35 protein-coding genes are annotated in these 19,981 nt (G+C 57.9%); 21 read left to right on the top strand and 14 right to left on the bottom strand.

Annotation, left to right across the window (positions count from 1 at the left end):
* The first annotated feature begins 90 nt into the window (after positions 1-90).
* Positions 91-840 (top strand): DUF4145 domain-containing protein, encoded by a 750-nt coding sequence (locus IAE38_RS03505; RefSeq protein WP_201215925.1) that lies wholly within the window; start codon positions 91-93, stop codon positions 838-840.
* A gap of 56 nt (positions 841-896) precedes the next feature.
* Here the strand turns inward: IAE38_RS03505 and yejK are convergent, their stop codons facing one another.
* From yejK to IAE38_RS03545, 8 genes are all read right to left on the bottom strand, one after another.
* A complete protein-coding gene (yejK, locus tag IAE38_RS03510; protein ID WP_201215927.1) occupies positions 897-1,901 on the bottom strand; it encodes a nucleoid-associated protein YejK in 1,005 nt (334 codons plus the stop codon).
* Positions 1,902-1,960: 59 nt separating this feature from the next.
* Positions 1,961-2,308, bottom strand: coding sequence for a hypothetical protein (locus tag IAE38_RS03515; RefSeq protein ID WP_201215930.1), 348 nt, complete (start codon positions 2,306-2,308; stop codon positions 1,961-1,963).
* Positions 2,309-2,389: 81 nt separating this feature from the next.
* Positions 2,390-2,848 carry a hypothetical protein gene (locus IAE38_RS03520; protein WP_201215932.1) on the bottom strand — a complete coding sequence of 153 codons (459 nt, stop codon included), beginning with the start codon at positions 2,846-2,848 and terminating at the stop codon, positions 2,390-2,392.
* Positions 2,845-3,111: a hypothetical protein gene (locus IAE38_RS03525; protein WP_058604084.1), complete on the bottom strand. Its 267-nt coding sequence runs from the start codon at positions 3,109-3,111 to the stop codon at positions 2,845-2,847. Before IAE38_RS03525 ends, IAE38_RS03520 begins: the two co-directional genes overlap by 4 nt.
* A gap of 14 nt (positions 3,112-3,125) precedes the next feature.
* On the bottom strand, positions 3,126-3,509 hold the full coding sequence (locus tag IAE38_RS03530) for a response regulator transcription factor (RefSeq protein ID WP_201215934.1): 384 nt from the start codon (positions 3,507-3,509) through the stop codon (positions 3,126-3,128).
* 466 nt (positions 3,510-3,975) lie between these two features.
* Complete coding sequence (locus IAE38_RS03535; RefSeq protein ID WP_201215938.1) at positions 3,976-4,155, bottom strand: hypothetical protein; 180 nt, start codon at positions 4,153-4,155, stop codon at positions 3,976-3,978.
* A gap of 68 nt (positions 4,156-4,223) precedes the next feature.
* Positions 4,224-4,403 (bottom strand): carbon storage regulator CsrA, encoded by a 180-nt coding sequence (csrA, locus tag IAE38_RS03540; protein WP_201215940.1) that lies wholly within the window; start codon positions 4,401-4,403, stop codon positions 4,224-4,226.
* A 27-nt stretch (positions 4,404-4,430) separates the two neighbouring features.
* Positions 4,431-5,213 carry a hypothetical protein gene (locus tag IAE38_RS03545; protein WP_201215942.1) on the bottom strand — a complete coding sequence of 261 codons (783 nt, stop codon included), beginning with the start codon at positions 5,211-5,213 and terminating at the stop codon, positions 4,431-4,433.
* Positions 5,214-5,937: 724 nt separating this feature from the next.
* Here IAE38_RS03545 and IAE38_RS03550 point away from each other — a divergent pair.
* Complete coding sequence (locus IAE38_RS03550; RefSeq protein WP_201215945.1) at positions 5,938-6,264, top strand: DUF1654 domain-containing protein; 327 nt, start codon at positions 5,938-5,940, stop codon at positions 6,262-6,264.
* Between the two features lie 158 nt (positions 6,265-6,422).
* On the opposite strand, the gene IAE38_RS03555 is transcribed toward IAE38_RS03550, so the two are convergent.
* Genes IAE38_RS03555 through IAE38_RS03570 form a run of 4 tightly spaced genes read right to left on the bottom strand, consistent with a single transcriptional unit; the run spans position 6,423 to position 8,821 of the window.
* On the bottom strand, positions 6,423-6,959 hold the full coding sequence (locus IAE38_RS03555) for a type II toxin-antitoxin system VapC family toxin (protein WP_201215947.1): 537 nt from the start codon (positions 6,957-6,959) through the stop codon (positions 6,423-6,425).
* 2 nt (positions 6,960-6,961) lie between these two features.
* A complete protein-coding gene (locus tag IAE38_RS03560) occupies positions 6,962-7,702 on the bottom strand; it encodes a hypothetical protein (protein WP_201215948.1) in 741 nt (246 codons plus the stop codon).
* 34 nt (positions 7,703-7,736) lie between these two features.
* On the bottom strand, positions 7,737-7,976 hold the full coding sequence (locus tag IAE38_RS03565; RefSeq protein WP_201215950.1) for a hypothetical protein: 240 nt from the start codon (positions 7,974-7,976) through the stop codon (positions 7,737-7,739).
* A gap of 2 nt (positions 7,977-7,978) precedes the next feature.
* The gene (locus IAE38_RS03570) at positions 7,979-8,821 is read right to left on the bottom strand and encodes a S24 family peptidase (RefSeq protein ID WP_201215953.1); all 843 of its coding nucleotides are present in this window, start codon (positions 8,819-8,821) and stop codon (positions 7,979-7,981) included.
* A gap of 113 nt (positions 8,822-8,934) precedes the next feature.
* On the opposite strand from IAE38_RS03570, the gene IAE38_RS03575 reads away from it, so the two are divergent.
* A complete protein-coding gene (locus IAE38_RS03575; RefSeq protein ID WP_201215955.1) occupies positions 8,935-9,246 on the top strand; it encodes a hypothetical protein in 312 nt (103 codons plus the stop codon).
* Between the two features lie 139 nt (positions 9,247-9,385).
* Here the strand turns inward: IAE38_RS03575 and IAE38_RS03580 are convergent, their stop codons facing one another.
* On the bottom strand, positions 9,386-9,646 hold the full coding sequence (locus tag IAE38_RS03580; protein WP_201215957.1) for a hypothetical protein: 261 nt from the start codon (positions 9,644-9,646) through the stop codon (positions 9,386-9,388).
* Between the two features lie 209 nt (positions 9,647-9,855).
* Here IAE38_RS03580 and IAE38_RS03585 point away from each other — a divergent pair, with 209 nt between their 5' ends.
* Genes IAE38_RS03585 through IAE38_RS03595 form a run of 3 tightly spaced genes read left to right on the top strand, consistent with a single transcriptional unit; the run spans position 9,856 to position 12,296 of the window.
* Positions 9,856-10,536: a phage antirepressor KilAC domain-containing protein gene (locus tag IAE38_RS03585; RefSeq protein ID WP_201216069.1), complete on the top strand. Its 681-nt coding sequence runs from the start codon at positions 9,856-9,858 to the stop codon at positions 10,534-10,536.
* A 1-nt stretch (position 10,537) separates the two neighbouring features.
* Positions 10,538-11,503, top strand: a complete 966-nt coding sequence (locus IAE38_RS03590; RefSeq protein ID WP_201215960.1) for a phage replication protein — start codon at positions 10,538-10,540, stop codon at positions 11,501-11,503.
* Positions 11,493-12,296 carry a hypothetical protein gene (locus IAE38_RS03595; RefSeq protein WP_201215962.1) on the top strand — a complete coding sequence of 268 codons (804 nt, stop codon included), beginning with the start codon at positions 11,493-11,495 and terminating at the stop codon, positions 12,294-12,296. Before IAE38_RS03590 ends, IAE38_RS03595 begins: the two co-directional genes overlap by 11 nt.
* 55 nt (positions 12,297-12,351) lie before the next feature.
* Here IAE38_RS03595 and IAE38_RS24060 read toward each other — a convergent pair whose 3' ends face one another.
* Positions 12,352-12,486, bottom strand: a complete 135-nt coding sequence (locus tag IAE38_RS24060; RefSeq protein ID WP_268933357.1) for a hypothetical protein — start codon at positions 12,484-12,486, stop codon at positions 12,352-12,354.
* A 70-nt stretch (positions 12,487-12,556) separates the two neighbouring features.
* Here IAE38_RS24060 and IAE38_RS03600 point away from each other — a divergent pair, with 70 nt between their 5' ends.
* The 15 genes from IAE38_RS03600 (at position 12,557) to IAE38_RS03660 (ending at position 19,842) form a co-directional block, all read left to right on the top strand.
* Positions 12,557-12,802, top strand: coding sequence for a hypothetical protein (locus IAE38_RS03600; RefSeq protein ID WP_201215964.1), 246 nt, complete (start codon positions 12,557-12,559; stop codon positions 12,800-12,802).
* Complete coding sequence (locus IAE38_RS03605) at positions 12,802-13,131, top strand: hypothetical protein (protein WP_201215966.1); 330 nt, start codon at positions 12,802-12,804, stop codon at positions 13,129-13,131. The genes IAE38_RS03600 and IAE38_RS03605 overlap by 1 nt, the downstream gene beginning before the upstream one ends.
* Positions 13,128-13,259: a hypothetical protein gene (locus tag IAE38_RS24065; RefSeq protein WP_268933358.1), complete on the top strand. Its 132-nt coding sequence runs from the start codon at positions 13,128-13,130 to the stop codon at positions 13,257-13,259. The genes IAE38_RS03605 and IAE38_RS24065 overlap by 4 nt, the downstream gene beginning before the upstream one ends.
* Entirely contained in the window at positions 13,256-13,552 is a 297-nt protein-coding gene (locus IAE38_RS03610) for a DUF1364 domain-containing protein (RefSeq protein ID WP_201215969.1), read from the top strand. The genes IAE38_RS24065 and IAE38_RS03610 overlap by 4 nt, the downstream gene beginning before the upstream one ends.
* A complete protein-coding gene (locus IAE38_RS03615) occupies positions 13,549-13,977 on the top strand; it encodes a VRR-NUC domain-containing protein (protein ID WP_201215971.1) in 429 nt (142 codons plus the stop codon). Before IAE38_RS03610 ends, IAE38_RS03615 begins: the two co-directional genes overlap by 4 nt.
* Positions 13,974-15,266 (top strand): tyrosine-type recombinase/integrase, encoded by a 1,293-nt coding sequence (locus IAE38_RS03620; protein WP_201215973.1) that lies wholly within the window; start codon positions 13,974-13,976, stop codon positions 15,264-15,266. The genes IAE38_RS03615 and IAE38_RS03620 overlap by 4 nt, the downstream gene beginning before the upstream one ends.
* A 176-nt stretch (positions 15,267-15,442) precedes the next feature.
* Positions 15,443-15,580, top strand: a complete 138-nt coding sequence (locus tag IAE38_RS03625; RefSeq protein ID WP_201215975.1) for a hypothetical protein — start codon at positions 15,443-15,445, stop codon at positions 15,578-15,580.
* Positions 15,581-15,586: 6 nt separating this feature from the next.
* Positions 15,587-15,958, top strand: a complete 372-nt coding sequence (locus tag IAE38_RS03630) for an antiterminator Q family protein (RefSeq protein ID WP_201215978.1) — start codon at positions 15,587-15,589, stop codon at positions 15,956-15,958.
* A gap of 63 nt (positions 15,959-16,021) precedes the next feature.
* Positions 16,022-17,620: a histidine kinase famiy protein gene (locus IAE38_RS03635; protein ID WP_201215980.1), complete on the top strand. Its 1,599-nt coding sequence runs from the start codon at positions 16,022-16,024 to the stop codon at positions 17,618-17,620.
* A gap of 262 nt (positions 17,621-17,882) precedes the next feature.
* On the top strand, positions 17,883-18,254 hold the full coding sequence (locus IAE38_RS03640) for a hypothetical protein (RefSeq protein ID WP_049696622.1): 372 nt from the start codon (positions 17,883-17,885) through the stop codon (positions 18,252-18,254).
* On the top strand, positions 18,254-18,592 hold the full coding sequence (locus tag IAE38_RS03645) for a hypothetical protein (protein ID WP_201215981.1): 339 nt from the start codon (positions 18,254-18,256) through the stop codon (positions 18,590-18,592). Before IAE38_RS03640 ends, IAE38_RS03645 begins: the two co-directional genes overlap by 1 nt.
* Positions 18,593-18,856: 264 nt before the next feature.
* Positions 18,857-19,087, top strand: coding sequence for a hypothetical protein (locus tag IAE38_RS03650; protein WP_201215984.1), 231 nt, complete (start codon positions 18,857-18,859; stop codon positions 19,085-19,087).
* Between the two features lie 15 nt (positions 19,088-19,102).
* On the top strand, positions 19,103-19,333 hold the full coding sequence (locus IAE38_RS23830) for a hypothetical protein (RefSeq protein WP_236403447.1): 231 nt from the start codon (positions 19,103-19,105) through the stop codon (positions 19,331-19,333).
* A 12-nt stretch (positions 19,334-19,345) separates the two neighbouring features.
* Positions 19,346-19,504, top strand: coding sequence for a hypothetical protein (locus tag IAE38_RS03655; protein WP_181074789.1), 159 nt, complete (start codon positions 19,346-19,348; stop codon positions 19,502-19,504).
* Positions 19,504-19,842, top strand: a complete 339-nt coding sequence (locus IAE38_RS03660; protein ID WP_201215986.1) for an HNH endonuclease — start codon at positions 19,504-19,506, stop codon at positions 19,840-19,842. Before IAE38_RS03655 ends, IAE38_RS03660 begins: the two co-directional genes overlap by 1 nt.
* Positions 19,843-19,981: the final 139 nt, after the last annotated feature.

Genomic DNA, 19,981 nt, shown 5'->3' on the forward strand with positions numbered 1-19,981 from the left:
GATGCGGTAATGGTGGCAGTTTTAGTGAAAATCGAGTATTACGGGCTTCCGAAAAGGCCCGGTCGTGACTTGAACCTAGGAAGGCAAACAATGGATAAGGATTTTTTTAAGACTTACTTTAAATTGGACTCTATCCCGGCTTACAAATGCCCTGCCTGTCGAAAAGGTACCTTGATGAAGGTCGATCATTTCGCCCAGTCTACAGCAGCCTCTAACCGAGAAATGGAGCAGGGTAGCGTCGAGGGTTGGTGGGAGCCTGAAAATGATGTGCAGATATTTCGAGTTGACTTGAAGTGTGGTAGTTGTCAAGAAATTATCATCGCCATAGGTGATGGCTTTGTTGAGCAGGAACACGAGGTCGATTTTAATGGCGAGTGGGAGCGCTATTGGGTTACTTATTACCGTCCTCAGTATTTTTGGCCGCCATTACAATTCATAAATTGCCCTCCCGCAACGCCAGACGATGTATGTAAGCATTTGCACAACGCAGCTGCTCAGTACTTTTCAAGCCCTGCATCTGCCTGCAATAGCTTACGGATGGCAGCCGAGGAAATACTTAACACGCTCGGGATTGAGCGGTCGACTCGTGAAAAATTCATAAGCTTGGGGAATCGAATCAAGAAGCTTCCTAATGATTCTAATGAATTTGCGCTTTTGGATGCCATTCGGTGGCTGGGGAACGACGGTAGTCACAGCGATTCAACGTTGAACCACGATGATGTTGAAAGTGCGTTTACCATCATGGATGTGCTTGTTGAGGTCCTTTTTAGTGATCGTCAACGTAAGACGATAGAACTAGCGGGTAAAATACGGGAAAGTAAAGGCCCGGTTCGAAGATAAAGCGGATCGGTAATCCTAGAGTTCTTTCAAGTTGGCAGTATAAGGGACGATCCGATTCAAGCGGAGCGCCGTAGTTGTCCAACAAGCTGCGCGGGCAGGTTCTTGATGGTCAGGCTGGCGCTGGCCTGATCGAACTCGACTCGCTCACCAAGCAAGTGCGCCTCGAAGCTGATCGACATGCCTTCGGCGCGAACGGTGTAGCGACGATACTGGTTGAGGGTGCGCTTGTCTGCGGCGAAGGCCTCGGATATTCCGTAATCGCCCGCCCTGATGAAGTCGGCGAAGGTCTTGGGCCTATCCTCATCCAGCACCTCGGACAGTTCGTCCAGGCTAATCGGCTCGCCCAGCTTGCCCTGCGCTTGCGCGTAAGCCAACAGTCTTTGCCTCTTTTCGCTTGCGCTTTCGCTCTGCAGATCCTCCGCCTGCACGAAGTCGGCGAAGGCCTTGAGCAGCGTGCGTGTCTCGCCGGGGCTGTCGATACCTTCCTGACAGCCGATGAAGTCTCGGAAGTAGTCGGAAGCCTTGCGGCCGGTCTTGCTCTTGATGAACGAGATGTACTGGCGCGAGGCTGGGTTGTGCTTCCACTCGCTGAGGTTGATCCTCGCCGCGAAGTGAAGGGCGCTGGTGTCCAGGTGGCGCGACACGGACACGGTGAGGTCATCAGCAACCGAGATCGTCTCAGCCTGGCGCAGGATTGCGATGGTCAAGTAGTCGGTCATGCCTTGCTGGTACAGTGCGAAGAGAACATGACCGCCGACAGCCAGGTTGGATTCCTGCATGAGGCGCATCAGGTGCTCAATCGCGGTGCGCGTGAAGTCGATGAACTGCATGTCGCCGCTGACGACCTTGGCCAGCCATCCGCTGAGGGGGAAGGCGCCGGATTCGCCGTGGAAGAAGCCCCAGGCCTTGCCGGTCTTGGCGTTGTAGCCGTCGTTGACATCGTGCACCAGGTTTTCGATGGCGCCGCTTTCCGGCAGGCTGGCGCTGGCCATGTGCAAGGCCGCTGGACTGCCGTCCGCCTTCTTGTCAATGAAGTGCATAACTGTGTGGCGAATGGGCATGGGTATTCCTCCGTGGCCGACTGGCGGCATGGTGGCGATCAGGACGGTGGTGGTTGGGTCTACGGCCTGACGATCTCGTCGCCAGGGTTGCGCCTCAGTTCAGCCATGCTGGCCTCGTTGAACTGTCGCGCTAGTTTTGGCGATATGTAAAAAGCTGGCGCGTCAGGTCGTTCAAGGCGGCGAGCCCGCTCCTCGGGATCCTGCGCAATCCACGACAATGCCAGGTCCTGCCAGAGCTCCTGCACCTGGTCGTAGCCGTGGCGCTCGATCTCGGCAGCCATTGCAGCCTTGATCCCTTCCGGCATGTTGAAGAACACCTTCTCGATGCCCAGCTTCTCGGCCTTCTTCTTCTCGCGATCGCGGTAATCCGCAGAGTGCTTCGCGGCTCCGGTCTTCTGCTCGGCCATGGCCGATACCTCCCAAGCCGCTGGGCGGCAGGTTGATGTGCTGCTGGCGCCGGCCCTGCCGTACGCGCGCGGTAATTCGTTTCATGCTGATTTCTGCTGATTCCAGGCGCCGACAGCTGCAAAGATCTTTGCGGCCTCTGCTTCGTCGAGCGTTGTGTCGGTTGGGATGGCGATCCAGCCGGCTGCCACCAGGTGATTAGGATTGGCCGTGGCCCGCAGGTCTGTGTAGGTCGCCTCAATCACGTCGGTCAGATGCTCGGCCTGGTAGTTGCCCAGTGGCGCGACCTCTACTGACTTGTGGTACCGCTCGCCAAACTCAGTTCGGCACAGCACGCTGAGGTAGATGGTCCAGCGGTGAGGGATATCGCAGACGGCGTCTACGATCTGTCGCACCCGGATCTGCTTGAGGTTCTTCCAATTGATCAGCACCTGCTGGCCGCTGGGATCGATGTTCACCACGGCGGCATGGTTTGCTGACACCAGGGCGCGGCAGGTTCTATCCAGCCGGGCACGCATGTTGTGCGGCTTGCGCTTGCTCATTGCCGCAGGCCTTTGCTAGCGGCGCCCGCTTCCATCGCATTGACGAATACCAGCGCCGTTTCGTACTGATAAGCAATGCCCATGATGGCGCCGGTGCTGATCTCGATTACCTCCCAGATCTTGCCGCGGCCCTTCGCTTGGAATCGCGGGGCCGATGACTTGATTCGGGCGCGAGCCTCGTCACGAGCAATGCTGGTACTTGCCAGAAGCGCCTTGAGTTTCGGAACGCTTTGAGCGAAGGCGATGCTTGTTGCAGTTTGCATAGGTTGATCCTCGGTCAGGCGTGGAGCTCGAGGGCTTCGGCTCTACGAACAATTCGGACTTGTGCTGTGCGGCGTTCCGGAGCACGACGGTCGCGGCGCATTGGGTCGTTGTCACTGAAGGTCGAGTGCATGGCGATGAGGGCTGCCAGCACGATGCAGAGCGGGCTGATGATCTGCTGGCGCATGGCCTTGGTAACCGCCTCGATGCGGCGGCCGGCCTCCAGCTTGAACAGCGCAGCCTCGATACGGTTGGCCACCGTGCCCGGGCTGACGGCCATATGCCGAGCGATCTCTTTGGTGGTCAGCCCTTGGGCCACCCACAGCAGTGCTTCGAGCTCACGGGGTGCCAGCGCTTTGCCGAGCTGGCCGGTCCATGAGCCGCAGGTGATCGTTTCCATGATTGTCCTCAGCAACCGCATTGGTCAGGCGTCAGGGCGGGTGACCAAACCCCCGCGCAGCCGAAAGCGCGGGCCTGGCGCCTGCCTAATGCGGTCGTATGTGAAGGGAGAGGGTGCAGGCGGTGAGCGCTACCTCACATGCATCTGGTCTGGCCGGCTGGCCCCGGATTCGCCTGCGTTGAACGTTGATTAAGGTCGATGATCGTGAGCCTTACGTCTCATAAGAGTCACGGTGATGCGCTTAACGATGTGTCTGCATCGGAGATTGATCGGAACACCAGGGCGCTACCCCTGCTTGGTTCCCGCCGCGTTTCTGGTATTGGCCGTCTCGCATATACCGGCTCAGGAGGTTCACGGGTCTTTGCGATCCTAGCGCTGCAGCCCGCTTGAGCACGCTCCGATCAATCTCCGATGCAGCCTGCGATGGGGAGCAGGGCATCGGGCCGTCTTTCCGGCTGTCAGAGAATTAGGTGCTCTGCAGGTCGATAACCTTAGTGCCTGATTTGGAAACATTGAGCTGACTACCGTCGAGGTAGGTGTAGAGATCAGATCCGTCGTCGAGGCGATCAACGTGATCTACCTCAGCCCAGAGGACATCGAAGTCGTCCGAGTCAGCGACTTTTTGCGCCATAGTTAAATCGGTCATCGTCTTGCCCTCCAGGGCGGTTGATTTCCCGTCTGGCCCTGTCGCCAAGGCCAGCCAGTGAAATGGGTTCAGGCAGCAGCCTCGGCTTTTGAATCGATGCGCTCCTGAATCTCCTGTCTGTGCACTGACACGTCCTTTGGTGCTTCGATGCCCAGGCGTACCTGGCCGCCCTTTACCTGCAGCACCGTCACGCGGATGGTGTCGTTAATCACGATGGTTTCGCCCACTTTGCGGGTCAGTATCAGCATGGTCCTACTCCTTGGTTGGTGTTTTAGTCAGTCGTCGAAGCCGTAACTGAATTCGTCTGCATCGCAGTCGATGAGTAGTACGGCGTTGCCGAAATAGAGCGAGGCCAGCATGCGTTCCCATTTCGAGCGAATCCGCATGTTCACGGCTATTCGTTTGTCGTCCAGCTTCGCACTGAGGACTTCGGCCACCTGGAGAATTGGGCGATGCGAGTCATCTGTCTTGCGCGAGCCGACAATGTGAAGGTGCAGCGAGTTTTTCAAGCTGTAGATCCCCCTAGGCTCAGTGCGCCAGGAAGACAGGGCGCGACTATCTTCTGGTTCTGGATCAAAGCCTATGTAGAGGAACTCCGACCGCCCGCTCATTGTTTCTTCGATGCGAATCTCAGGGCTGTTCCAGTGTTCCTCGGCGGCTTTCTCGCGGTGCTCGCTTACGAACTCATCCAGCAACGCTTTGAGCGACACTTCACCGCTCAGCAGTCCTTCACCGTCCATCACCTCTGCAATTGCTTTCTCTGCCTGGTCCAGCACGGTGGACTGCAGCGCTGCTGCTTCCCATTTCTCGCGAAGGGCGTTTGCAACAAGAGCGTTGTAACGCTGCAGCTCGAACATGTCGGTGACGTTCGCTGGAAGAGCCGCCTTGATGGCTTCCTGCACGGATTTACCGAAGTCGCCATAGGAGCGGAAAGTGTCTTTCACCACGTCCTTGAACATGCTTTCAACGCCTTGGTCGATTAGTTCGCGCGCACGATCCGACTGGGCGTAGATGCTGACGCGCTCGATAAGCAGTTGCTGAAGGGTTTGTTGAGTCATTGGGTGATCCATCCATGTTTGGTTGATTTCCCGTCTGGCCCTCGTGGGAAGGCCAGCCAGTGAAACCGTGCTCGAGGTCCACCACCGATGGCTTCCCCCGATCTTCTGTCTGGCCTTGAGCTTCCCTGTTCACCTCGCTTTGATCGGCCTTGGCGGGGTGGTCATGGGGTTAGGTATTCGCTACACGACTGCCAGCTGCAGCTCGGCGGCCTACTGGGTAGGGCAGCTCGTCGTGGGTTGCCGGTCCGTGTTCCGGCTGGGCTTGCTACTTAATTGGCAGGTTCCTCCTATGGTTTTTGATCCGCTCCATGCTCGTCGCCGGGTTTCCCCACCACTGCCTGCTGCAGCTACTGGCTACGCATCAGGTGGCTTGCATGGTTTGGCGTCCTCCCATGGGGGAGTCCGGCAGCTATCCAGAGGCTGCATGGTCGACGACTTAGCTTGTCCCGACCCAGGTGATGGCCTGGGTGCGTCGAGGTGGTCACGTCTGGTTGTGTAAAGAGCGGCGGTCGGTAATGACCTTGGCGGTCAGTAATGCATGACGGCATGGGAAATAATTTAGCTGCACGCTAAAGTAACGTCAATAGCTCCAAGCTAAATTATTTTAGCCGTGCGACAACAGACTCAAGACTAAAAAATCGCCATGCTGGGGTTTACGCTCGATTTAGCAGTGAGATAAGCTTCCGAAATGGCTGTACGAATATACAGTAATCAAGGAGGGATAATGTCCAAGTACAAGAACGCGTCACCACAAGCACGCCAAGAAATGACCGGGTTAGAGCGCCTCGGCTTTCGAGTCTCATCGATGATTAATCACCCGATTGCGCAGTCGCAGCGCTGGGTGACGATCCATCGCCTGGACACTGATGGAGATATGGAGTGGGAGGAGGTGATGGGGCTGCTGGTTGAAACGCCGGAGCTGGACCTGACATTCAACGACGACGAAAGCGTTACGGTGCGGTGGGAGGCGCAGAGCACTGAAGATCGCGACGACCTGGTCGTGCCAAAGGACTGGGAAGACGAGAAGGTGGAGGAGGAGGCGCCCTTCTGACGCCCAAAGAAAAGCCCGCACTGCTATGCGGGCTAAGGGGAAGATGGATGAGCCTTCACTGTGCAGGGTAGGGCGTGAAAAAAGCGTGAAGGCATGAAAAAGCCCGCCGAAGCGGGCTGGTCAAGAATCAGATTGAGGAGCCACGACCGTTATAGGTATCAGGCGATGGGAGACTGAATTTCGCTGTGGAAATTCAGCTGCTCGGGGTTGGCCTCAATGCTCGCAAGAGATCTGGCCAAAATGCCGACCGTGCCAGCCCTCTTGTAGATCTGCTTGTCGTGCGTCCATATTTCTTTGGCGCCGGCTGCCACTGAGATCGCGAGAATCTGTCGGTCGTACTTTAGCTTGGCCATCGTAGAGTCTGGATCGAGTTGCTTCATCTCCTGGTTGTTTACGAGCATGGCGCACTCAATAGCAGCCAGCTGATCAAATGGAGAGACTTCGATACATTTCACGCTGCTTATGATGTCGAGATGCTGCTGATAGCTGTCACGCCGAATGCCGATCAAGTACTCAGACAAAACCGGGGCGGGCAGCACAACGACGCCTTTTATCGCCTCGATTCGCTCAACCAGAGCTTGGGCCCGCATAAATGCATTGTCTACGACTCGCCCCGTCTCTGGATCATGAAGCTCCTTAGCTCCTTCGTTCTGCATGATCTGGACCAGGACGTTTGTATCAATGACGATCTTCAAGCCTAACCCCTTGTTTCCAAAATACCGGTATGGGCGTCAGACATGTCGTTCCAATCCACCCCTCCAACGGCCTTAAGCCGGGCTATAGCTTCCTTGAAGCCAATGTCTTCCAGCTTTTCGAAGGTGCTGACTTTCAGCTTCACGAGCTTCCATGCGCCGCCCTCGGAGCGAACCCATTCGCCCTTCCCGTGCAGACGCACGGGCTTGAAAAGCAGCTGCGCAAGTCGTTCTGCAACAGCCACATCAGCCTCGCAAAGAAGGCTCTCGTTGTCAGAGCCCTCGATCCTTACTGGAACTGTCTCATCCTTTCCGCCAACGCTATAAAGCCGACCCTGGATGCTGGAGGGCTTGATAAGCCTTAGTGGAGGTTCCTCCGGTTTGACGCGTGGGAACTGGAAGATCTGGGCGCCGCCGGATCGGATAGATGCACCGGTGCCGTCAGCTGCCATATAACCAGCAAGGGTCTTGTAGGCTGTTACTGCTGATTTTTTCCCAAGCCCGCCAGAGACCTCCCGCACCTGATTCATGATCAGTGGGAATGCCTTTTCTTCAACGAATGACTTGAGCTGGGCCGATCCGGTTTCTACGCGATCGAAATGAACGGAATCCTCACAACCATAGAGCGCAGCTAAGGCGCGCAAGTATTCCGCAAGCCGTTTCATTGACAGCTGGCCCGGGGTAAGGTCGTCGAGATAAAGCGTTAACTCTTTCATGCTCTGATTATAGTCACGCGTCCATTTCAATCACTATAGGCATTCGTCATCATCGGCGTGTCGCCTAGCCGGGTTTGGCGCGACGGATGTTGCCCACCTTCACCTCATCCCCATACCCCGCCAAACGATCCTCCCCAGCCTGCATAACCTGGCAGATCCTGATCACCGCCTGGGCGTCATGCTCGTTTCCCGCCTGGCTCAGTCGTTCTGCAATACGCATCAGCTCGACCGCTGACCATTTGAGGTCGCTGGCTAGGCCCTGAAGATCACGGCGGAGGTCTTGATTGGGCTTGGTAATGGTCATGGCTACACCAAGTGCGCATTCCAGACCAATAGCACTCGGGCCTGTATATAGGTCTCATCAACCCGAATGTCCTCAGGTGGATGATTGGTGTTGTCCGAGATCATCTTGAAATGGTCGCGGCCCTTCTTCTGCAGACGCTTGATGTACTGATGCCCCTGGTGGGAGAAGTAGTAGATCCCGTCGCCCACGAACTCACGGATGCTGATGTCAACGACCAGCGGGTCGCGGCTCTTGATGGTCGGCGCCATGGACTGGCCTACGCCTGTGATGAGCTTTAGATGGAAGTGCTCTTTGAACTCGACCCCCATCTCTCGCAGGTGAGTAGGGCTGACGCGGATGTCCTGCAGCATCTCAGGGAAGTCGTGAGCTACCTCACCATCACCCATTGCTCCGCGCACGTCGTAGTGAGCAATCCATACCTCATCGCCAATCTGGCCCGGTCGGTTGAATTCTGCCTTCACTACTCCGCCGTTGGTGGGAGTGGCCGGGGTGGCCTGGTCTTCAGCCGCAGCCAATAGCCTTTTACGAGTCTCTTCCGGGATGCCTTTGCCGCTATTGGCGAGCATTTGCTTAACCAAATCCGCAGCAGACAACTTGCTGTTCACAGCATCCACAGCCGGTTTCACTTGGTCGATCGGAGGGAGCGAGTCAAACCAGCCTCGTCCCAAGCCTTCGATCTCCTCAATTCGACGCGCTACGTCGTCACCGAGATTCTTCGCGGTCTTGTCCGAGAGGATCTGGCTTAGGTGCGCAGGGGCCATGCCCCAACGCTCGGCGCAGGATCCTTTTCTCTGGTTACCGATCAATTTGACCAGGTTGTGCTTGCGAATTTCATAGATATCCATGGCGCCAAGCATGCCAGCGTTTAGCCCAGTGCTAAATGTGCGCAAAGCTAAATTATCCTTGCCTGAAAATTAGCCATAAGCTAAATTTCTGATTATCTGTTAGGAGAATCCTCATGAACGATCACCTCCGTGAATGGTTGGCCACTGCCACCAGCGAACACCGGTGTGATGTAGCCGCAGCTGCAAAAACTACTGTCGGCCACCCTTGGCAGCTCGCAGGCGGGCATCGAAAGGCCTCCGCCGAACTTGCAGAAAGACTCCAGGACGCTTCGGGTGGCGAGATCACCATCGCAGGACTGCGCCCCGATCTCATTCTCTTTGCGCGCAAGGCACTTCAAGTGGCTCATCCGGCTAGCACCGGCCCCGATGAAGAGAATTCTGATCGACCTGGCTTAGCTCCAGTAGATGACCGAAACACCTGCTGATCCATCCAGTACCTAAGGCCAACATGCCCTCATCTTCAACCAGAGAGAGCTCCCATGAATCAGGCGAGCAAACCATTTGAAAAACCGGCTCTGCTCATGACGGACGAAGAGAGCCGGAATGCGTACTACCAGCTCGCCCTCAGGACAGGTTGGGTTCCGTCCGAAGCGCGTTCCACATCTTCACGTAGTTTTCGAGGCCGGAAATGACCTCGTCGGGGATGGGCGAATTGTTCAGATGCGATCTCGCGTACTGGAGCTCGTTATCGAACTCCGCCAGCAGCCTGGCTAGGTGTTCAGGCGGGAGAGATCTAGCCATGGCGGTAAGCATGGTGTTGATCCCTATCAGCTCACCCTTCTGGGCGTTCATCGTGTCGATGATTTTATCGATGACATCAGTCATGTCCGGCCTCCAATGGCCTTTTCGTGTGGAAGCAAAAAGCTACCACGGATGCGCCGGACGGCCATAAGGCCTGATTTCGGGCACAAAAAAACCGCCTGGCCGGGCGGTCTCTTCAACAAACTTCGAGGTCGATTATGCCCAGTGCAGTCGATACACGCAACACCCAGCCCGGCGCGGTTGGTTTCCCTTCACATGCTGTCGACCACGTGATGTCCTCGCGCGAGATCGCGCAGCTCACGGGAAGCACGCACGACTATGTCCTAAAGACGGTACGCCAGCTGGTGAAAAGGGGTGTCGTTTCATCAAACGAGACCCCCTACATCCATCAGCAGAACGGCCAGCGGTACACCGAATTCCTGCTCACCTACCGGGACACGCTGGTAGTTGTGTCGGGCTATAGCGTCGAGCTGCGCGCCAAGATCATCGACCGCTGGCAGGAGCTAGAGGCGCGCGTAATTGCCCAGGTCCAGATCCCAACCAACTTTGCGGAGGCTCTTCGCCTCGCTGCTGACAAGGCCGAAGAGAACCAGCGTCTTCAGGACGCTTTGGCAAAGCAGGCTCCGAAGGTCGCAGCCATCAACCGGTTGGCCGGCGCCGGTGGGGCAATCTGCATCACCGATGCGGCGAAGCAGCTGCAGCTGGCTCCATCGAGACTGTTCGCCTGGATGGAGCAGAACCGGTGGATCTACCGCCGCGCGGGGTCGACACGCTGGGTCGCCTTCCAGCCCCGGATCAGCGCCGGGCTGCTCAAGCACAAGGTCACATCGCTCAAGCCAGATCCGGAGTCGGGCGTCGACCGTGCGGCCTTCAGCGTGCTGGTAACTACCAAAGGTCTTGCACTGCTGGCCGAAGCGGACATCGCCAAGCCGCGCACTCAGGAGCTTACCTGACATGCAATTCACCCTGACCATCAACCAGGTCAAGGCCTTGGAGTGGGGGCTCAACTCCCAGCAGGCGTTGCTGTTCGCGTTCGTTTACGGCTGCCCGAGTTGGGCCAAGGCGATGACGACGGAGCAGGGCGTTTTCTTCGTGCTGAGCAAGGCCAAGATCATCGAAGAACTGCCGCTGCTGACGGATAAGCCCGACACGGCGTATCGCATGCTGAAAGCGCTGCAGGATGTTGGGCTGATCGAGCTTTCGAGCACTTCGAATGTCACGCTTTTCCGGCTGACCGATAAAGCCGCCCAGTGGAATAAAAAAGAGGATGGGTCGGAAAAATATCCGACCTTGAAGGCGGGTACAGAGGGTCGGAAAAAAATCCGATCTACCTCGGAAAAAAATCCGAGCAAGGTCGGAAATAAATCCGAGCCAGGGTCGGAAAAATCTCCGACAAATCAAGATACCAGTAATCAGGGTACCAATCAGGATACCAGTCACAGTTCGCAGGATGCCCCGGCTGCGCCGCCGCAACCTGCCGCGCTGACGCTGGTTTCGTCCGCCGCGCCGCGCTGCGAAATTCCAGCTGACATGCCTGGGCCGAAAGATCCGTCCTGCAAAACCTTCAAGGCCTGGGCCAACTACGCCATGGCCTACCGCAGCCGTCATGGCGCATGGCCGGTGTGGAACTCCAAGGCCGGCGGCCAGATCGGCCAGCTGGTCGACCGCCTCGGCGTCGATGTTGCCCACCACGTCGCCGCCTACTTCGTCCGGATCAACGACAGCAAGCTGGTCAACCGCATGCACAGCCTTGGCGACCTGCTCCAGAACGCCGAGGCCTACCACACCCAGTGGGTCACCAATCGCCAGATGACCGGCACCACTGCCCGCCTGATCGAGCAAACCCAAGCCAACGTCAGCGCCGCTGAGCAGGCTTTGGAAGCGCTTCGAGCCAAGAGGGCTGCAAGCCATGCTGAGTGAAGACCAGCAAGACCAACTGCTGCTGTCCCTGTTCGCCACCGCAGAGGTGATGGGTCAGCAGCTCACCCAGGGCGCTGCTCTCCTGATGGTTGAGGACCTTCGCGAGTACAGCGAGCCGGTTTTGAGCGGTGCTCTGCGCAACTGCCGGCGCGAAGGTGGACGGCTAACCGTGGCTGCGATCCTCAAGCACGCCCAGGCCGCTGACGGTCACCCGGGCAAGGACGAGGCCTGGGCCATTGCTCTGTCGGCCAGCGACGAAAGCGAGACCGTAGTGCTGACCGCCGAGATTCGCCAGGCCATGGCCGCCTCCGGTCCTGTGCTGCAGGCTGGCGACAAAGTCGGCGCCCGTATGGCTTTCATGAGCGCCTACGAGCGCTTGGTCATGGCTGCAAGGGCTGAGGCTGCCCCGGCCAAGTGGGAAGTATCGTTGGGTTACGACCCCGCACGCCGTGTTACCGCGATCGAATGCGCCGTTCGCTCGAAGCTGATCAGCCAAGAAGCTGGGGCTAAACATCTGGCCCACCTGCGCATCGCGCCGCCCAGCGAGGACGGATTAGCCATTGCTGGGCTGATCACTGGCCAGGTTCGGGAAAAGGTAAGCCCTGAGGTGCGGCAAAAGCTTGGCGAGGTCCGCTGCATCATCAAGGCCGCCCAGGCCAAGAAGGACCGCGAGCGCACCAAGGATGCCCAGCGCCGCCGAGTTGAAACCTATCTTCGTAAGCGGCAGACCCGTGCCGCAGTCGCTCACTTGAACATCAAGCGCGCCGGGCAACCGGCCGGGGAGGGGGTGTGACTCCAGCCAAGAAAGAAATCCTCATGCAGGGCCAAACCGGGGTGGCCAGGAAGGTTTACGAGTGCGTGCCCATGAACGAGCCGTGGACTTCGGTCCAGGTCATGACAGCCATGCGGAACTTGACCGGCAGCACCCCGGACAACCGGATCGTTTCGGGCTGCTTGGTCAGCCTGGTTGATTCCGGGCTCATCAAGAAATCGGGTCGCGACCACTTCCAACGCACCCCTGTAGACGCCAAGCAGAAGACTCAGGAGCCAGTCATGGCCAAGCAGCAGCCGAAACTCGAAGTAGTTGCCGACCAGAAAGCCCAGGGCACCCCGCTGGAAATGCTGAGCGAGCTGGCCGGTGAAATCGCCACCATGGCCAGCAACCTGAAGCGCCTGGCCGGCCGGGTCGAGGATGTTGCGTTGGCCGTGGAGCAGGAGCGCGAATCCAGCGCCAAGTCGATGGAGAAATACCGCCAGCTCAAGACGCTGCTGCAGAGCCTGCAAGGCGAGGAGTCGTGATGGACACCAACAAAATGCGCGACATCAGCCGCGAGCAGTTCGAACTTCGCTACCCGGTGCCGGAAGGCTGCTGCTGGAACGCTGAGCAAGGCCGCTACGTGCTGTTCCACCTCAAGCTTTGCACTGTAGCCAAGTACGAGCGCTTCGTTGAGAACTGGGTCTGCTGGCAATTAAGCCGTGAAGATGCGGTCATCCAAGTGCCTGATATGAAAGACAAGCGGTACTGGGAACAGTTTGAGGATGTAGAGGGCGAGTCATTCATTTACGGGCGTTACATCGGGCACTTCATTGCGGCCATCGAGGGGCAAGGCCTGAAGGTGACCCCATGAAGCGCGTATGGACCGTAATAGTAGGCTCCAAGGCCTTCCAGATGGTGCTGATGGAGCAGAGCCTGGATCAAGCCGGTGCGCTGCGAGAGGCGCAGCTGATCTGGCCTATCTGCGAGGTTTTAGCGTGAGGCAAACCAAACTGACCAAAGCCGCGCGCGGACGCGAATGTCAGGTGCGCATCCCGGGCGTATGCAACGGCAACCCCGAGACCACCGTTTTGGCGCACTACCGCCTGGCCGGCACCTGCGGCGTTGGCAAAAAGCCGCACGACTTGCAGGGCGCCTGGTGCTGCAGTGCTTGCCATGACGCTTGCGACGGGCGCAGCAAGGCCGTGGATCGTCAGACAGCTCGCCAGTATCACGCCGAGGGCGTCATGCGCACCCAGGCGCTGTTGCTCAACGAAGGCGTGCTGATCGCATGAAGACGGCAACCATGTCTGCGTTCAAGCCCAAGAAGCCTAGGGCAAAACGCGTAGACCGCGAAGGTGCCGAGCAGGCCGCCCTGATGACTGAGATCAGGCTGCGCTATCCAGAGGTGTACGCGAATCTCCATCACACCCCGAATGGCGGGCATCGCAGCTGGGCCGAAGCCAAACGCCTCAAGGCCCAGGGCACCAAAGCTGGCATTCCTGACCTGCAACTGACGCTGGCTCGGGGCGGATATTTCGGCCTGTTCATCGAATTCAAGGCCACCGTTGAGCCGGCACCTGTCTCGCCTGAGCAGTACGCCTGCATCGAGCGGCTGGCTCGCGAGGGTTACCTGGCGGTCGTTTGCTACGGCCATTTCGACGCCATGGAGTGCTTGAGAGCCTACATGGCCCTGCCCAAAACAGAGGTAGTGCAATGACGAACACCGCTGCTGTGAAAATCAGCGACTCCGAGATCCGCCGGCAGGCCGCCGGGTCGGTGAGAGACCTGCGCAGCCTGGCCAGCAAAGGCCTGTATTTCCGTTTTCACCGGTCCCGCGATCGAGGTTCCTGGTATCTGGTCATCAAGGGCAAATGGCACCGGATCGGCTCATACCCAGAGCTGAGCGCCGCCAAGGTGGCCGCTGCGCTGCCGGATATCCGCCTGCGCCTGGAAGCGGGCGAGGGGTCTAGTCTGTCGAGTTGGGTACTGACCGGTGAGTTGCTGATCTGGTTCGCTGAGCGCATGTCCCGGGACCGTAACCTGTCTGGCAAGCGCAAGAGCACCGCTGCATCGGCGATCAAACAGCACCTGGTGCCGCGCCTTGGACAAGTGCCGCTGGCCCAGATCGATAAGGCGATGCTCGACCGGGAGCTGATGTGGCCGCTGCAAGAGACCCTGTCCATCGACTACGCGCGGCTGGTCTTCCAGCTGCTGGCCCTGGCCTTCCGGCAAGCCTTCAAGCTGGGCCACATCAGCTCCAACCCCATGGCTGGCATCCGCTTCGGTGACTTCTCGAAGGCCAAGGTCACGGTCAAGCCATCGCGCCTGCGAGGTGTGCACCTTGAGGATCTGATGAGCCGCATGAAGAGCACCCTGGCCCACCGGCCACAGCATGGTGTGCTGGCTCTGCTGATGCTGTGCCACGGCACCCGGCTGGGCGAAACCCGCCTGGCCCGCTGGAGCCACATCAGCCTGGCCGAGCGTGAGTGGTACATCCCGGCCGAGCACACCAAGACTGGCGTGCATCACCGCTTGCCCCTGACCGACCAAGTGCGGTTCCTGCTGATGGCCTACCGCGAGATTCAGCGCAACGAAGGCTACGACGGCGAGTTCATTTTCCCGGGTCGCCAGGGCAAGCCCATGAGCGAAGCCAAGGCATCGGCAGTCTTCACCGTCATGGGGCAGGGTGAGTGGACAAGCCACGACCTGCGCAAGCTGGCCCGCACAGGCTGGGCTGACCTGGGCGTTGACCACCTGGTGGGTGAGCTACTGATCAATCACGCCATGGGCCACAACGTGAAGGTGTACATCCAGTCCGACATCATGGCCCGCAAACGTGAGGCGCTGGAGAAGTGGCACGCACACCTTGATCGAAAGGGTTTCGAGTCGGTTCACGGCTTGACCGGTGATAGATCGACGGATTCAGGGATTCTCTCGCGGGCCGCTGAGCGTGCGGGCTTCGGGGCACTTCCGATATCCACCATAAGCGAGGATTCGAAAGGATGAAGAAGAGCCGCACGCCTGAGTTTTCAACGAGGCGGATACCGCTGACTGCCTGCTCGGAGTGCGGCGGGAAAGCAGCAATCAGCGGGCTTTTCGGCCCACGGCCTTGCATGGCATGCAATGTCTCAGGTTGGGTTTCGGGGGAGACGGGTGAGCCGCTACCTCTTGAGGAGCTGGCTATGCAGCTTGGCCTGAGGTTGCGAGATCTGGAGAACCAGCCCGGACGCCAACTCCCGGCCGCGATCAGCGGGCCGGAAGAGCAGTACAAGATGAACAACCGCCGCGGCGCCGGCGGCACTAATTACACCGGGGATTGAGAAAGAATGAAGAAACGAACTTACGTGGACAAGGCCCTCGGCGACACCGAGTACATGCTCGAGCAGTGGGGCTTCTGGCGAATGTCCGAGATGGGCGTACCCCGTTACGTTTCACCTCTCTATGCACTAATGCGGGACAACGTCCCCTCAGTGGGCGGGGTACGACAGCACGTGATCACGGACGATCTGGCCCTGGTGGTGGACGGCGCCGTGGCTCGGCTCGTGAAGCGCAACCAGCAGATGGGTGACTTCGTGTGGGCCTACTACGGCTACAAGCACCCGGCGATGAGGGTCGCCCGGGAGGCGGGCATGTCCGAGCGGAAGGCCTGGGAATTGATCAAAGCTGGGGTCGCTTGGATTGATGGACACCTTGCATAGACCCTTCTGAATGCTCCGCGTATAGTCCCGCTATTCGACAGATTGCTACCCGAGGGCCTAGCAGTGCCAAACAGCGAGATTAGAGTTGATAACCGGTTCACTGCTGAGGTCACTGGGCATCCAAAAGATATTTTCTTTGCTGCCGTAGAAAGTACGCGGATGCCCATGATCATTACTGATCCTAATCAACCAGATAATCCGATTATTTTTTCGAACCACGCATTTCAGGAAATGACAGGTTACACGGAAGGTGAACTCCTTGGTAGAAATTGCAGATTCCTCCAGGGTAAAGATACTGACCAAGAAGTTGTATCAGCTGTACGCCGTGCAGTGGAACTTCGCTACGACTTCTCTACTGAAATACTGAATTATAAAAAGGATGGTAGCTCGTTCTGGAATGCGCTTTTCATCTCTCCAATCTACAACGACGCCGGTGATCTCAAGTACTTTTTTGCCTCTCAACTAGACGTCAGTAGACGACGTGATGTCGAGGAGGCCCTGCGGCAGTCGCAGAAGATGGAAGCTCTAGGTCAGTTGACTGGCGGGATTGCCCACGATTTCAATAATCTGCTGCAGGTGATAGGTGGTTATGTTAGCCTGGCTAGAGGTAAAGTCGAGAAGGAATCGCCAGATCGCGAAAAAATAATGCGAAACCTTGAACATGCTTTGGAAGCGGTTGAAAAGGCAAATACATTGACTAAGCAACTGCTAGCGTTCTCTCGTAAACAGACTCTACAGGGAAGAGTCGTTAGCGTTAATGGTATCGTGAGAGATGCAAAGGGGTTAATTAACCAAACCCTAGGGGACGGGGTAGCTGTAACGCTGGATTTGAGTGAGAGCGCTCATAATGTCAGAATTGACCCTGCCCAGGCTCAAATCGCTTTGCTCAATGTGATAATAAACGCTCGCGATGCTATGGCTGGTGGTAGTGGTCAGGCTTTGAACATTCAGACCAAAAACGTGATTGTTGCTCCAGAGGCTCGAGTTTCGTATGAAGGATTACCAGCTGGCAGCTATGTGTGTCTGGCTGTCACCGACAACGGCGACGGAATGCCCGAAAGCGTGCGGGAGCGTGCAGTGGACCCTTTCTTCACCACCAAGGAGGAGGGTAAAGGCACAGGTTTAGGATTGTCCATGGTCTATGGATTTGCCAAGCAGTCCGGCGGTACTTTGAAAATTTATTCCGAGGATGGCGTAGGAACCACAATTCGTTTTTATTTCCCTGCGGACTCTGGCGACATTCACGTAGATGAAGCAAGACCAATCCCAACTCCCAAGTCTGGCGATGAGCGAATCTTGATTGTGGAAGACCGCCGAGATGTTGCGGAGTTGGCACAACTGATCCTCGAAGAGCATGGGTATCGAACAGTAGTAGCTAAAGATGCCCACGACGCTCTGGTAGCGTTAGATCAAGGAGCAGAGTTTGATCTTCTCTTCACCGATTTGATCATGCCGGGCGGCATGAACGGGGTCGCCTTGGCGCGTAATGTTCAGCTAAGGCAGCCATCAATGAAGGTGCTTCTGACCACGGGATACGCTGAAAGCTCGATCGAGCGCACTGACATTGGTGGTTCTGAATTTGAGGTCATCTCCAAGCCTTACCATCCCCAGGAGCTGGGTCGAAAAATTCGGATGATATTAGATTCACCCGGAGGCGTATAAAAACTTTCCGTACGGATAAACGTGTGTTCTCATTGCAGCGTGTCCAGCTTGCAACGGCGCGACACAGAGGAATCCCAGACACTGCGATCTGGAGTTTTTGATGTATGCAGATGAATGCCATGGCTGAGTGGCAGATTGCGGCGCTCGCTCCCACTAGGCCCGCTGAAATAGAACGAGAGGGAGTTAGCCGGGTACGCACCGGCCATCTGCACCAACTACAAGGCTCACCGCTCGGTGGGCCTTTTTTATTTCGGAGAACTTGATGGACCCGACCGATCTCGGCCCAGGCACAGCCACCTGGCTGGGCGGTACGGGCACCGTCCTGCTGGGAGGCTTCCTTTGGCTGCGCAAGTTCCTATCGAAAGATGCGACCGATCGCGCAATGGACAACGCCGATATCGGCACGGTGCGTCGCCTGAACGAACTGCTCGACTCGGAACGCGAGGCTCGCAAACTCGCCGAGGCCCGGGCCGATCAGTTCGCCAAGGAGCGCAACGACCTAGCCGCGACCGTTGGGCGCATGGAAGGAAAGATTGAGGCTCTGACCAGCCAAGTAGGCCAGCTCACTGAGCGCGTCTCGCTGCAGAGCGAAGAGATCGCCCGCTTGCGCACCAAGCTCGGAGGTATGTCGTGATGGACAGATGCGCACTTGAATTTATTGCTCGGCGCTGGTGGCGGCGCGTCGAGGTTTGGATGATCGCGCTGCTGCTCGTGGTGGGAGGTGGATTCGGTGGATACCAACTCGCGCAATGGGCCCTGGCCCGCAGCTATTTGGAGCAGGTCGCCGAGATCCGCGCCGCCTATGACGAAGCCAGTCTGCAGCGAGACCAGCGCCTGGATGAACTAGCCAGGCAGACCGGTAGCGCAGCCGCCAAGGCATCGAAGGCCGCCACCACTGCCACGCAGGCAGCAGACAAGGCTGACCAGGCTGTTGACAGGGCAGGCGAAGCGCTCAACCGCGTGACACCCTGACCCGAGCCACAAAATCCAAATGCGCCGTTTCGTGGCGCGAGGAAGAGAGCATGGGTATCCACCTTGCTACAAGCAACGAACTGGGAACTTTGATCTGCCAGAAACTGGGGCTTGATGCTTCCCAAGTAACTGCGATGACCGTTCGAATCGAGGCAGGCCAGCCAGCAGTGATTGAGGTGACTCGACATATCTGCGTCAGGGAGGCCCACGAAATCGCTGAGCAGATGACCCGATACGAGCTTGTACCCTCCAAGGATTCGATAGATGAACCGACAGCAGATCGCGACCGCGTACAGCCTCTTCCACACCCGTGACCAGGTACAGCGGCGGCTTGACACGGTGCTGAGCGGCAAGGGTGTCTCACTGGCCATCACTGGCGACTACCAAAACGAGGCTGTCCTGCACTCGGTGACCGAGCCTCTGGCAGATCACTTCAGGGCTGAGCTGGCCGCGATTGATGACCAGCTCAAGCTGTTGGGCTGGAACGGCGAGTAGCGCAGGGAGCAGACGATGGCCAGAACGCGAGCGCCTTACACACCCTGCAAGCTCCACGTGGACGGGGCCGACGGCATCGCGGTTGGTGACTACATCACCACTGCTGCCGGTTCTGCCTACCTGGTGCAGACGCTGAGGGTGAGTCGCACCAGGCCAGAGCGCAAGCACATGGACTGCCTGCGCTGGCCCATTGCTGAGTTACCGCCTGATGCACGGTGCTACCAGCTGACTTGGTACAAGAGATAAGGAATACCGGCCATGGCCAAGGTTTACGCAACGATCGTCTGCCGCCACCGCTGGTGGTTGAAGTACTACTTGGCTGGCGTGCTGCTCGCGTGTCACCTCACCGGGCGTGATCCTCACCTAGGTCGCGTCACGCGCTGGATAGAGCGCGGCATCGTGGTCGAGGTGCGTTGATGGCCAGGCTCAAGACGATCAGCCCCCGCCTACAGGAAGCCGCCAACACTAGGGTCAAGCTAGTAGACCCCAGCAGTTGGCGTAGTGGAATGACCAGCTCGCAGCGCGGGTACAACTACAAGTGGCAGAAGGCGAGGGAGCGATTTCTCGAAGAACATCCGCTCTGCGCCTACTGCGCAAAGATCGGGCGAACGACCGCCGCCAGCGTTGTTGACCATGTCGTGCCGCACCGGGGTGATCGCGATCTGTTCTGGAACCAGGACAACTGGCAACCGCTCTGCAAGCCCTGCCACGACACGGTCAAGCAGGCCGAAGAGGCCGCAGGCTTAGGCGGCTGACCGCGCGGCGCGCCAAAACGGTGCGGCACAGCATAGAGGCACGTCACTGGCGTGCCTCAAAGGGGTAGGGGGGTCAAAAGCTAGGGATTCTCATCTAGCTAGACCGCTCCCGACCCCACGTACAGATTTTTTTCCCCCA

This window comes from Pseudomonas sp. S32 (assembly GCF_016648095.1).
Taxonomy (GTDB): Bacteria; Pseudomonadota; Gammaproteobacteria; order Pseudomonadales; family Pseudomonadaceae; genus Aquipseudomonas; species Aquipseudomonas parafulva.

What these genes read in the sequence shown, in the direction of transcription:
- IAE38_RS03655 (WP_181074789.1), top strand. Translation starts at nt 19,346, where the DNA reads ATGGCCAAGGTTTACGCAACGATCGTCTGCCGCCACCGCTGGTGGTTG.
- IAE38_RS03535 (WP_201215938.1), bottom strand. Translation starts at nt 4,155, where the DNA reads ATGACCGATTTAACTATGGCGCAAAAAGTCGCTGACTCGGACGACTTC.
- IAE38_RS03615 (WP_201215971.1), top strand. Translation starts at nt 13,549, where the DNA reads ATGAAGACGGCAACCATGTCTGCGTTCAAGCCCAAGAAGCCTAGGGCA.
- IAE38_RS03605 (WP_201215966.1), top strand. Translation starts at nt 12,802, where the DNA reads ATGGACACCAACAAAATGCGCGACATCAGCCGCGAGCAGTTCGAACTT.
- IAE38_RS03585 (WP_201216069.1), top strand. Translation starts at nt 9,856, where the DNA reads ATGTCCTCGCGCGAGATCGCGCAGCTCACGGGAAGCACGCACGACTAT.
- IAE38_RS03645 (WP_201215981.1), top strand. Translation starts at nt 18,254, where the DNA reads ATGGACAGATGCGCACTTGAATTTATTGCTCGGCGCTGGTGGCGGCGC.
- yejK (WP_201215927.1), bottom strand. Translation starts at nt 1,901, where the DNA reads ATGCCCATTCGCCACACAGTTATGCACTTCATTGACAAGAAGGCGGAC.
- IAE38_RS24065 (WP_268933358.1), top strand. Translation starts at nt 13,128, where the DNA reads ATGAAGCGCGTATGGACCGTAATAGTAGGCTCCAAGGCCTTCCAGATG.
- IAE38_RS03595 (WP_201215962.1), top strand. Translation starts at nt 11,493, where the DNA reads ATGCTGAGTGAAGACCAGCAAGACCAACTGCTGCTGTCCCTGTTCGCC.
- IAE38_RS03660 (WP_201215986.1), top strand. Translation starts at nt 19,504, where the DNA reads ATGGCCAGGCTCAAGACGATCAGCCCCCGCCTACAGGAAGCCGCCAAC.
- IAE38_RS03550 (WP_201215945.1), top strand. Translation starts at nt 5,938, where the DNA reads ATGTCCAAGTACAAGAACGCGTCACCACAAGCACGCCAAGAAATGACC.
- IAE38_RS23830 (WP_236403447.1), top strand. Translation starts at nt 19,103, where the DNA reads ATGGCCAGAACGCGAGCGCCTTACACACCCTGCAAGCTCCACGTGGAC.
- IAE38_RS03600 (WP_201215964.1), top strand. Translation starts at nt 12,557, where the DNA reads ATGGCCAAGCAGCAGCCGAAACTCGAAGTAGTTGCCGACCAGAAAGCC.
- IAE38_RS03520 (WP_201215932.1), bottom strand. Translation starts at nt 2,848, where the DNA reads ATGAGCAAGCGCAAGCCGCACAACATGCGTGCCCGGCTGGATAGAACC.
- IAE38_RS03640 (WP_049696622.1), top strand. Translation starts at nt 17,883, where the DNA reads ATGGACCCGACCGATCTCGGCCCAGGCACAGCCACCTGGCTGGGCGGT.
- IAE38_RS03575 (WP_201215955.1), top strand. Translation starts at nt 8,935, where the DNA reads ATGAACGATCACCTCCGTGAATGGTTGGCCACTGCCACCAGCGAACAC.
- IAE38_RS03530 (WP_201215934.1), bottom strand. Translation starts at nt 3,509, where the DNA reads ATGGAAACGATCACCTGCGGCTCATGGACCGGCCAGCTCGGCAAAGCG.
- csrA (WP_201215940.1), bottom strand. Translation starts at nt 4,403, where the DNA reads ATGCTGATACTGACCCGCAAAGTGGGCGAAACCATCGTGATTAACGAC.
- IAE38_RS03580 (WP_201215957.1), bottom strand. Translation starts at nt 9,646, where the DNA reads ATGACTGATGTCATCGATAAAATCATCGACACGATGAACGCCCAGAAG.
- IAE38_RS03630 (WP_201215978.1), top strand. Translation starts at nt 15,587, where the DNA reads ATGAAGAAACGAACTTACGTGGACAAGGCCCTCGGCGACACCGAGTAC.
- IAE38_RS03565 (WP_201215950.1), bottom strand. Translation starts at nt 7,976, where the DNA reads ATGACCATTACCAAGCCCAATCAAGACCTCCGCCGTGATCTTCAGGGC.
- IAE38_RS03625 (WP_201215975.1), top strand. Translation starts at nt 15,443, where the DNA reads ATGCAGCTTGGCCTGAGGTTGCGAGATCTGGAGAACCAGCCCGGACGC.
- IAE38_RS03515 (WP_201215930.1), bottom strand. Translation starts at nt 2,308, where the DNA reads ATGGCCGAGCAGAAGACCGGAGCCGCGAAGCACTCTGCGGATTACCGC.
- IAE38_RS03620 (WP_201215973.1), top strand. Translation starts at nt 13,974, where the DNA reads ATGACGAACACCGCTGCTGTGAAAATCAGCGACTCCGAGATCCGCCGG.
- IAE38_RS24060 (WP_268933357.1), bottom strand. Translation starts at nt 12,486, where the DNA reads ATGAGCCCGGAATCAACCAGGCTGACCAAGCAGCCCGAAACGATCCGG.
- IAE38_RS03525 (WP_058604084.1), bottom strand. Translation starts at nt 3,111, where the DNA reads ATGCAAACTGCAACAAGCATCGCCTTCGCTCAAAGCGTTCCGAAACTC.
- IAE38_RS03590 (WP_201215960.1), top strand. Translation starts at nt 10,538, where the DNA reads ATGCAATTCACCCTGACCATCAACCAGGTCAAGGCCTTGGAGTGGGGG.
- IAE38_RS03650 (WP_201215984.1), top strand. Translation starts at nt 18,857, where the DNA reads ATGAACCGACAGCAGATCGCGACCGCGTACAGCCTCTTCCACACCCGT.
- IAE38_RS03545 (WP_201215942.1), bottom strand. Translation starts at nt 5,213, where the DNA reads ATGACTCAACAAACCCTTCAGCAACTGCTTATCGAGCGCGTCAGCATC.
- IAE38_RS03505 (WP_201215925.1), top strand. Translation starts at nt 91, where the DNA reads ATGGATAAGGATTTTTTTAAGACTTACTTTAAATTGGACTCTATCCCG.
- IAE38_RS03570 (WP_201215953.1), bottom strand. Translation starts at nt 8,821, where the DNA reads ATGGATATCTATGAAATTCGCAAGCACAACCTGGTCAAATTGATCGGT.